The sequence below is a fragment of the Pseudomonas sp. CJQ_9 genome, assembly GCF_043106615.1.
Taxonomy (GTDB): domain Bacteria; phylum Pseudomonadota; class Gammaproteobacteria; order Pseudomonadales; family Pseudomonadaceae; genus Aquipseudomonas; species Aquipseudomonas juntendi.
Genome location: NZ_JBICMS010000092.1, coordinates 105,881 through 114,116 on the forward strand (window position 1 = coordinate 105,881; position 8,236 = coordinate 114,116).

The 8,236-nt window shown below is 63.2% G+C and carries 8 protein-coding genes; 1 reads left to right on the forward strand and 7 read right to left on the reverse strand.

Features of this window, described 5'->3' with window-relative positions:
* Position 1: 1 nt before the first annotated feature.
* From ACF8SD_RS19680 to ACF8SD_RS19710, 7 genes are all read right to left on the reverse strand, one after another.
* Entirely contained in the window at positions 2–841 is an 840-nt protein-coding gene (locus ACF8SD_RS19680; protein ID WP_009685396.1) for an HlyC/CorC family transporter, read from the reverse strand.
* A 25-nt stretch (positions 842–866) separates the two neighbouring features.
* On the reverse strand, positions 867–1,340 hold the full coding sequence (ybeY, locus tag ACF8SD_RS19685; RefSeq protein WP_392484232.1) for an rRNA maturation RNase YbeY: 474 nt from the start codon (positions 1,338–1,340) through the stop codon (positions 867–869).
* Positions 1,333–2,331 carry a PhoH family protein gene (locus tag ACF8SD_RS19690; protein WP_009685398.1) on the reverse strand — a complete coding sequence of 333 codons (999 nt, stop codon included), beginning with the start codon at positions 2,329–2,331 and terminating at the stop codon, positions 1,333–1,335. The genes ybeY and ACF8SD_RS19690 overlap by 8 nt, the downstream gene beginning before the upstream one ends.
* A gap of 137 nt (positions 2,332–2,468) precedes the next feature.
* Positions 2,469–3,014 (reverse strand): tetratricopeptide repeat protein, encoded by a 546-nt coding sequence (locus tag ACF8SD_RS19695; RefSeq protein WP_173891197.1) that lies wholly within the window; start codon positions 3,012–3,014, stop codon positions 2,469–2,471.
* Between the two features lie 196 nt (positions 3,015–3,210).
* The gene (gene hemL, locus ACF8SD_RS19700) at positions 3,211–4,494 is read right to left on the reverse strand and encodes a glutamate-1-semialdehyde 2,1-aminomutase (protein ID WP_009685400.1); all 1,284 of its coding nucleotides are present in this window, start codon (positions 4,492–4,494) and stop codon (positions 3,211–3,213) included.
* A gap of 14 nt (positions 4,495–4,508) precedes the next feature.
* Entirely contained in the window at positions 4,509–5,132 is a 624-nt protein-coding gene (thiE, locus tag ACF8SD_RS19705) for a thiamine phosphate synthase (protein WP_173891196.1), read from the reverse strand.
* Positions 5,133–5,145: 13 nt separating this feature from the next.
* The gene (locus ACF8SD_RS19710; RefSeq protein WP_029884760.1) at positions 5,146–5,943 is read right to left on the reverse strand and encodes a hydroxymethylpyrimidine/phosphomethylpyrimidine kinase; all 798 of its coding nucleotides are present in this window, start codon (positions 5,941–5,943) and stop codon (positions 5,146–5,148) included.
* Positions 5,944–6,208: 265 nt separating this feature from the next.
* Between ACF8SD_RS19710 and ACF8SD_RS19715 the strand changes: the two genes are divergently transcribed.
* Positions 6,209–8,197 carry a sensor histidine kinase gene (locus ACF8SD_RS19715; protein ID WP_392484231.1) on the forward strand — a complete coding sequence of 663 codons (1,989 nt, stop codon included), beginning with the start codon at positions 6,209–6,211 and terminating at the stop codon, positions 8,195–8,197.
* Positions 8,198–8,236 lie beyond the last annotated feature (39 nt).

An 8,236-nucleotide genomic window follows, 5' to 3' on the forward strand; every position in this document is an offset into this window, starting at 1 on the left:
CTTAACGGTTGATCGGGGTCAGGCGCAGCAAGTGTATCCGCCGGCTGTCGGCGTTGAGAATACGGAACTTGTAGGCACCGATCTCGGTGGTTTCGTTACGCTTGGGCAGGTGGCCAAAGGCACTCATCACCAGGCCGCCGACGGTGTCGAACTCGTCATCGGAGAACTCGCTGTCGAAGAACTCGTTGAAGTTCTCGATCGGGGTCAGCGCCTTGACCAGGAAGTCACCGCTGGGCAGCGGCTTGATGTAGCTGTCTTCCTCGACATCGTGCTCGTCCTCGATATCGCCAACGATCTGCTCCAGCACATCCTCGATGGTGACCAGGCCGGCCACGCCGCCGTATTCGTCGATGACCACGGCCATGTGGTTGTGGTTGGCACGGAACTCGCGCAACAGCACGTTGAGGCGCTTGGACTCGGGCACGAAGGTGGCCGGGCGCAGCAGGTCCTTGATATTGAAGCTGTCGCCGTTCTCTTTGAGGATGAGCGGCAGCAGGTCCTTGGCGAGCAGGATCCCGAGCACATCGTCGTGGCTTTCGCCGATCACCGGGTAGCGCGAGTGCGCGGCGTCGATCACCGCCGGCAGGAATTCGCGCGGCGACTGGCTGGCCTTGATGCTGATCATCTGCGAGCGCGGGACCATGATGTCGCGCACCTGCAGGTCGGCGACCTGGATGGCGCCTTCGACAATGGTCAGCGCCTCGCTGTCCAGCAGTTTGTTCTGATGGGCTTCGCGCAGCAGCTCCAGCAGCTCCTGGCGGTTTTTCGGCTCATGGGCAAAAGCCTGGGTCAGTTTACCCAGCCAGGACTTCTGCCCGTTGCTCGATCGATCTTCGCTCATGGCGGTTCTCGTGATCCTTCGTGTATCAGTGTGTGAGGGTGTCGGTTTCATCATCGGCATACGGGTCGGGGTGACCCAGTTCTGCCAGCAATTCTCGTTCCAGGCCTTCCATTTCCTCGGCTTCCTCATCTTCGATGTGGTCGTAGCCAAGCAGATGCAGGCAACCGTGAATGACCAGGTGGGCCCAATGCGCGTCTAGCGACTTGCCTTGCTCGCTTGCTTCGCGCTCGACCACCGCCACGCAGATGACCAGGTCGCCCAGTAGCGGGATATCGAGCAGGTCATCGGGTACATCGGCAGGGAACGACAGCACGTTGGTCGCGTAGTCCTTGTGCCGGTAGGTGTGGTTCAGCTCACGGCCTTCGGCTTCGTCGACCAGGCGAATGGTCATTTCCGAGTCGGCGCTGCGCTGGCGCAAGGCCAGCTCACACCAACGGCGGAAGTCATCGTCGCCCGGGGCAGCGGCATCGGTGGCCCGTTGAATGTCGAGTTCAAGCATCTTTGCCGGGTGCCTCAGGCTTGGCCTGGCGGGCATCGAAGCGGTCATAGGCCTCGACGATACGCTGCACCAGTGGATGACGAACCACGTCTTTGGGCTGGAAGTGGGTGAAACTGATACCCGGCACGTCCCGCAATACTTCGATGACGTGTGCCAGGCCCGACTTGGTGCCACGGGGCAGGTCGACCTGGGTGATGTCGCCGGTGATCACCGCGGTAGAGCCGAAGCCAATACGGGTCAGGAACATCTTCATCTGCTCGAGCGTGGTGTTCTGGCTTTCGTCGAGGATGATGAAGCTGTTGTTCAGGGTGCGGCCGCGCATGTACGCCAGCGGGGCGATCTCGATGACCTGGCGCTCGATCAGCTTGGCCACGTGCTCGAAGCCGAGCATTTCGTACAAAGCGTCATACAGCGGGCGCAGGTACGGGTCGATCTTCTGCGCCAGGTCGCCAGGCAGGAAGCCGAGCTTTTCGCCTGCCTCGACCGCCGGGCGTACCAGCAGGATGCGGCGCACCTGCTCGCGCTCTAGTGCATCCACCGCGCAGGCCACTGCCAGGTACGTCTTGCCGGTACCGGCCGGGCCGATGCCGAAGTTGATGTCGTTGGCGAGGATTTCCTTGACGTAGCGCTGTTGGTTCAGACCACGCGGGCGGATATTGCCCTTGCGGGTGCGCAGCGACACGCTGACTTCGTTGACGGCCGGGTTGTCGATGTGCTCGACGGCCGACTCCTGCAGGTACAGGTGCACGGTTTCCGGCGACAGGTCAGTGGCCTTGGTCTCACGGTAGAGACGGCGCAGCAGCTGTTCAGCAGCAGAGGTTGTCTTGGGTTCGCCGATCAGTTCGAACTGATTGCCACGGTTGCGGATTTCGATGGCCAGGCGCTGTTCGATCAGGCGCAGGTGCTCGTCGAACTGGCCGCACAAGTTGGCGAAACGGTTGGCCTCGAAAGGTTCGAGGATGAAACGATGGGGTTCTATGGGTGCGTTCAAGGTCGTTTTTAGCCGCTCGACGGCAATGGAGTTGAACTCAAGAATAACCCTTGAATGGCAGTGGCGAAAGCACTGAAACGATCAAGGGTATGTTCGCCCTGCACCGGGCGCGTGTACCCATGCTGGCGTACTGGCGGTCAGGGCAATGGCGAGAACGGCGTGCGCCCTTCGGCGTTCTGCAGTTCCAGCAGGTATTTGCGGAAAATCTGGCCGAGCACCTGGGTGGCATGCTCCAGGTCGTCGCGAGGCATTTGCTCGGTCACTTCGTCGGCCATGTCCAGCGCGTCTTCGGCACCGTTGACCGCGGCCATTTTCAGCAGGATATAGGCTTGCACATTGTTGGCCTTGACCCCTTCGCCATGGAAGAACATGGCCCCCAGGCGATACTGGGCATCGGCCTGGCCTTGCAGCGAGGCTTTCTGGAACCAGTCCAGGGCTTTGTTGAGGTTCTTGGGGGTTTGCGTGTAGTAGTACTCGCCCAGTTCGAACTGCGCCTGGGCGTCCCCCGCGCTCGCCGTCTGCTCGCAGGCCTTGAGGGCGTTTGCCAGGTCTTCAGGCTGAACGTTCAAGGTGCAGCGCCCCGCTGCCGGAATGAGCAACGAGTTACCGCCCTCCGCCAGGGCCAGCAGGGGCTGAAGAAGCAACAGGCAGCCCAGGGTCAGGGCGCGGCCGGTGCGGTTCATGGGGATCGACTTACCTCTGCAAAGCTGCGGCCAATGTCTCTGGTGGCACATTATGGGATAAGCAGCGCCAACCTTACAAAGTTTTACTCGAATTTCTGCTTGGTGGGTGAAGTCAGCTGATTGTGCATGAATGATTGTTGCCTGGACCGGCCTCTTCGCGGGGTAAACCTGCCAAGAGGCCGGTACAGGCAAAGCGTCACTTCAGGGCAGCAAAAGCCTTCTCAGCCGCATCCAGGGTGATCTGCAACTCCTTGTCGCCATGGGCGATGGAGGTGAAGCCCGCCTCGAACGCGCTCGGTGCCAGGTACACGCCACCGTCGAGCATCAGGTGGAAGAAGCGCTTGAAGCGCTCGGCGTCGCTGGCCATCACGTCATCGAAGGTGACGATATCGTCGGCACCGCTGAAGTACAGGCCGAACATGGCACCGGCCTGGGTGGTGACGAACGGCACCCCGGCGGCATCGGCGCGCTGTTGCAGGCCGTCGAGCATGCGGCTGGTGTAGTCGGTCAGCTCGGCGTGGAAGCCGGGGCGGCTGATCAGCTTCAGGGTGGTCAGGCCGGCGGCCATGGCCAGCGGGTTACCCGACAGGGTGCCGGCCTGGTAGACCGGGCCTAGCGGGGCGATGCAGCCCATGATTTCACGCTTGCCGCCGAAGCAGCCGACCGGCATGCCGCCGCCGACGATCTTGCCGAAGGTGGACAGGTCCGGGGTGATGCCGTAGTGGCCCTGGGCGCCACCCAGGGAAACGCGGAAGCCAGTCATCACTTCGTCGAAGATCAGTACCACGCCATGCTTGTCGCACTGCTCGCGCAGCCCTTCGAGGAAGCCCGGGGCCGGTGGCACGCAGTTCATGTTGCCGGCCACTGGCTCGACAATGATGCAGGCCACGGTCTGGCCAACTTCGGCCAGGGTCTTCTCGACGGCAGCGATGTCGTTGAACGGCAGGGTCAGGGTGTGCTTGGCGAAGTCGGCTGGCACGCCGGCCGAGCTGGGTACGCCCTGGGTCAGCAGGCCGGAGCCGGCTTTTACCAGCAGGCTGTCCGAGTGGCCGTGGTAGCAGCCTTCGAACTTGATGATGGCATCGCGGCCGGTGTAGCCACGGGCCAGGCGGATGGCGCTCATGGTGGCTTCGGTGCCCGAGCTGACCATGCGCACCATTTCCATCGACGGCACGATCGAGCAGACCAGGTCGGCCATTTCGGTTTCCATGGCCGTTGGCGCACCGTAGGACAGCCCGTGCTGCAGCTGCCTGCGCACCGACTCCAGCACCTCGGGGTGGCCATGGCCGAGGATCATCGGGCCCCAGGAGCCGACATAATCGACATAGCGCTTGTCGTCCTCGTCAACGACGTAGGCGCCCTCGGCATGCTTGAAGAACAGCGGCGTACCGCCAACGCTCTTGAAAGCGCGGACCGGCGAGTTGACGCCGCCGGGGATGTGCTTCTGGGCTTGGGCGAACAGGGCTTCGGAACGGGACATGGGAATCTCTCGAATCAGGATGCGAACAAGGCGTTGAAGGCGCGGGCGCGGCGGGTAACTTCCTGCGCGCTGTCGGCACCGAACAGGCCGTGGATCACCGCCAGCAGGTCGGCGCCATGGGCGACCAGCGGGGCGGCGTTGTCGAGGGTAATGCCGCCGATCACCGCGATCGGCAGCTTTACCTGGGCGCGAGCCTGCTCCAGCAGCTCGGTACTGGCGGCAGGCGCGCCGGGCTTGGTCACGGAGTTGAAGAAGCGGCCGAAGGCCACGTAGCTGGCACCTTCCTTGGCGGCCTGGGCGGCCAGCGCGAGGCTGGCGTGGCAGGTGGAACCGATGATCGCCTGGCGGCCGAGCAGGGCCCGGGCCGGGGTCAGCGGGCCGTCGGTCTGGCCAAGGTGCACGCCGACGCCCAGGCGCGCGGCCAGTTCGGCGTCGTCGTTGATCAGCAGCTGGGTGCCATAGCGCTCGCACAGCTTCATCAGCGCTTCGGCTTCACGCAGCCGGCGCGCTGCGTCGTCGCTTTTGTCGCGGTACTGCAGCAGGCACACGCCGCCTTCCAGCGCCGCTTCGACATAAGACAGGAAACGGCCGGCAAGCAGTTGACTGTCGGTAATGGCATACAGACCACGTAGCTTCATTGAAAGCCTCGCTTCAAGCGCAGAAGTCCAGGGGCAGGCGGCGCGGCACGTACTGGCCTTTGCCCAGCTGCTCGGCGTCACGCAGGGTGCGCCAGGTGTAGTCAAGGGCGCTGCGTACGGCGCTTTCCAGCTGCTCGCCCAGGGCCAGGCGGCCGGCCAGGGCGCTGGCCAGGGTGCACCCAGAGCCGTGGTAGCTGCCTGGCAGGCGCTGGCAGGTCCACGTGTATTGCTGGCCGTTCTGGGTGTACAGGCGGTTGTGGATTTCGTCTTCGTCGCCGTGCCCGCCGGTAATCAGCAGGTGCTTGCAGAACGGCAAGAGTTTCTCGGCACACGCATCGGCGCTGCCCTCGGGCAGTTCGGCGAGAATGCGCGCCTCAGGCAGGTTCGGCGTGGCGATGGTCGCCAGCGGCAGCAGGCGTTCGCGCAGGGCATAGCCTACTTCATCCTTGCCCAGGCGGCCGCCGCCGCCGGCGCGCAGCACCGGGTCGCAGACCAGCGGCAGGTGCGGGTGTGCGGCCAGCAGCTCGGCGACGGTGTCGACCATGTCGATCGAGCCAAGCATGCCGAGCTTGACCGCGGCAACCGTGGAGTCGGCCAGTACGGCGTTAGCCTGGGCCAGCACCCACTCGCGGTCGAGTACCCGGAAGTCGGAAACATTGACGGTATCCTGCACGGTCAGGGCAGTCACGGCGGGTGCAGCGTGACAGCCTTGGGCGAGCAGGGCTTCGATATCTGCCTGCAGGCCGGCGCCGCCACTTGGGTCGTGGCCGGAGAGACAGAGGACAACGGGGCGGGAGCTGTAGGTATTCATGGTCGGCGAGCTTACCACCAAACCTGTTTGGGAGAATCGTCCGACAAACCAGATTTACTGATCGAATGGTCAGCTTATGGCTTGGATATCCCCTCAAACTATTGATTTAGAGGCCTTTGTTCGCGTTTTGGTATGGCCGATTGCCAGCGCTTACAGCTATGCTAGAGTGCTTGGATAACTCGATAAACGGACTCTGCTGGATCACGTCGTCTCAAACGGATGGGAGGCAACCCCGACGCGACTGCACAGACCAGGCTGGGGCTGTATGCGCTATTTGCTGATTGTGCTTCTGGGGGTGCTGCCCGTGCTGGCCGGCGCAGTCGATTTCGACGGGGCTACCCGGCACCTACCGCTGGGCAAGGTCATGCAGGTTTATGAAGACCCTGATGGCAGTAGCAGCATCGCCCAAGTCAGCGCCCCTGACTTTGCCAGATACTTCCGGCCACACCCAGACGAGGTGCTGAACGCCGGTTATTCCACTTCGGTGTTCTGGCTCAAGGTCGAGTTGCGCCCGGTTGCGGCGCCCGGTGCTGCGCCCCGGCAGTGGCTGCTGGAACTGGCCTACCCGCCCCTGGATCATCTGGAGCTGTACCTGGCCGATGGCAATGGTGGTTACCGCCTAGCCCAGCGCACCGGCGATGCCTTACCCTACGACAGCCGGCAGGTGCGCCAGAGCAATTATCTGTTCGAGCTGCAGCTACCGCCCGGCCAGGTGACTACCGCTTACCTGCGGCTGCATAGCCAGGGCTCGGTGCAGGCGCCGCTGGCGCTATGGGCACCCGAGGCCTATATCGAGGCGCAACCGACCCGCCTGTATGTGCTGGGCATGATTTATGGCGTGCTGCTGGTGATGCTGGTGTACAACCTGTTCATCTACCTCAGCGTGCGCGACGTCAGCTACCTCTACTACATCCTCTATATCGCCTCGTTCGGCCTTTACCAGGTGTCGGTGAATGGCGCCGGTGTAGCCTACTTCTGGCCGGACAGCCCATGGTGGGCGAATGCTGCGACACCGCTGAGCATCGGTGCTGCCGCACTGTTCGCCTGCCAGTTCGCCCGCCACTTCCTGCAGCTTGGCAGTATCAGCCGGGGCTTCGATCGGCTGTTGCAACTGTTGATGCTGGGGGGCGTGGTGGTCATGGTGCTGGCCGTGAGCATGGCCTACGGGGTGGCCCTGCGCGTGGCCACCCTGTTGGCGCTGCTGTTCACCGTCAGCGTGTTCAGCGCCGGGCTGTATGCCTGGTGGCGGGGGTTGCGCCTGGCGCGTTGGTTCATCATTGCGTGGACGGCGTTCCTGCTTGGTGGCCTGGTCAATACCCTGATGGTGCTGGGCTACCTGCCGAACCTGTTCATCACCATGTATGCCAGCCAGCTGGGTTCGGCATTGGAGGTGGCACTGCTGTCGCTGGCGCTGGCCGACCGCATCAACATCCTGCGCGAGCAGCAGGCGCAGGCCTTGCGTGAAACCGGCCGTACGCTGGAACAACTGAACGTGCAACTGGCCAGGAGCAACCGGTTGAAAGATGAATTTCTGGCCAGTGTGACCCATGAACTGCGCACGCCGATGAACGGGGTGATTGGCTCGCTGGAGTTGATGCATACCTTGCCGATGGAAGGCGAGATGGCCCAGTACCACCGTACAGCGGTCGGTTCGGCGCAAGGCATGATGGACATGGTCGATGCCATTCTTACGCTGTCCGAGCTGCAAGCGGGGCGCCTGCGGGCGCAGCCGGCGCCGTTCAGCCTGCGTACCTTGTTGCAGAGCCTGCGCGCAGGTTACGCCGGCCAGGCATTGGCCAAGGGCCTGTACCTGAGCCTGGATATCCCGGCCGATTTGCCGGATGGGTTACTGGGTGACGGGCCCAAGCTAGCGCGTTGCCTGGGGTGCCTGGTGGATAACGGGTTGAAGTTCACCCATCAGGGCGGTGTGGTGATCCAGGTGCGCGGGCGCCGGGTGGGGCCGGATGACATGGCGCTGACCTTCACTGTCAGCGACAGCGGTATCGGCTTCGATGACCTGGACCAGGCGACGTTGTATCAGCGGTTCTTCCAGGTAGATGGCTCGATGACCCGGCGCTATGGCGGGTTGGGGATCGGGTTGTCGATCTGCCGGCAGATGGGCGAGTTGCTGGGTGCGCGGTTGGCGCATGAGTCGACGCGCGGGTTGGGGAGCCGGTTTGAGTTGAGTTTGAATATGGCGGTTTCGCAGGGGCAGGTGCCGGTGGGGATCTTGCAGAAGCGTCGTTCGGTTTGAGGGGGGTGGGGGGCTGGAGGGTGTTCGCCGAGATATTTT

What these genes read in the sequence shown, in the direction of transcription:
- ACF8SD_RS19680 (WP_009685396.1), bottom strand. Translation starts at nt 841, where the DNA reads ATGAGCGAAGATCGATCGAGCAACGGGCAGAAGTCCTGGCTGGGTAAA.
- ybeY (WP_392484232.1), bottom strand. Translation starts at nt 1,340, where the DNA reads ATGCTTGAACTCGACATTCAACGGGCCACCGATGCCGCTGCCCCGGGC.
- ACF8SD_RS19695 (WP_173891197.1), bottom strand. Translation starts at nt 3,014, where the DNA reads ATGAACCGCACCGGCCGCGCCCTGACCCTGGGCTGCCTGTTGCTTCTT.
- hemL (WP_009685400.1), bottom strand. Translation starts at nt 4,494, where the DNA reads ATGTCCCGTTCCGAAGCCCTGTTCGCCCAAGCCCAGAAGCACATCCCC.
- thiE (WP_173891196.1), bottom strand. Translation starts at nt 5,132, where the DNA reads ATGAAGCTACGTGGTCTGTATGCCATTACCGACAGTCAACTGCTTGCC.
- ACF8SD_RS19710 (WP_029884760.1), bottom strand. Translation starts at nt 5,943, where the DNA reads ATGAATACCTACAGCTCCCGCCCCGTTGTCCTCTGTCTCTCCGGCCAC.
- ACF8SD_RS19715 (WP_392484231.1), top strand. Translation starts at nt 6,209, where the DNA reads ATGCGCTATTTGCTGATTGTGCTTCTGGGGGTGCTGCCCGTGCTGGCC.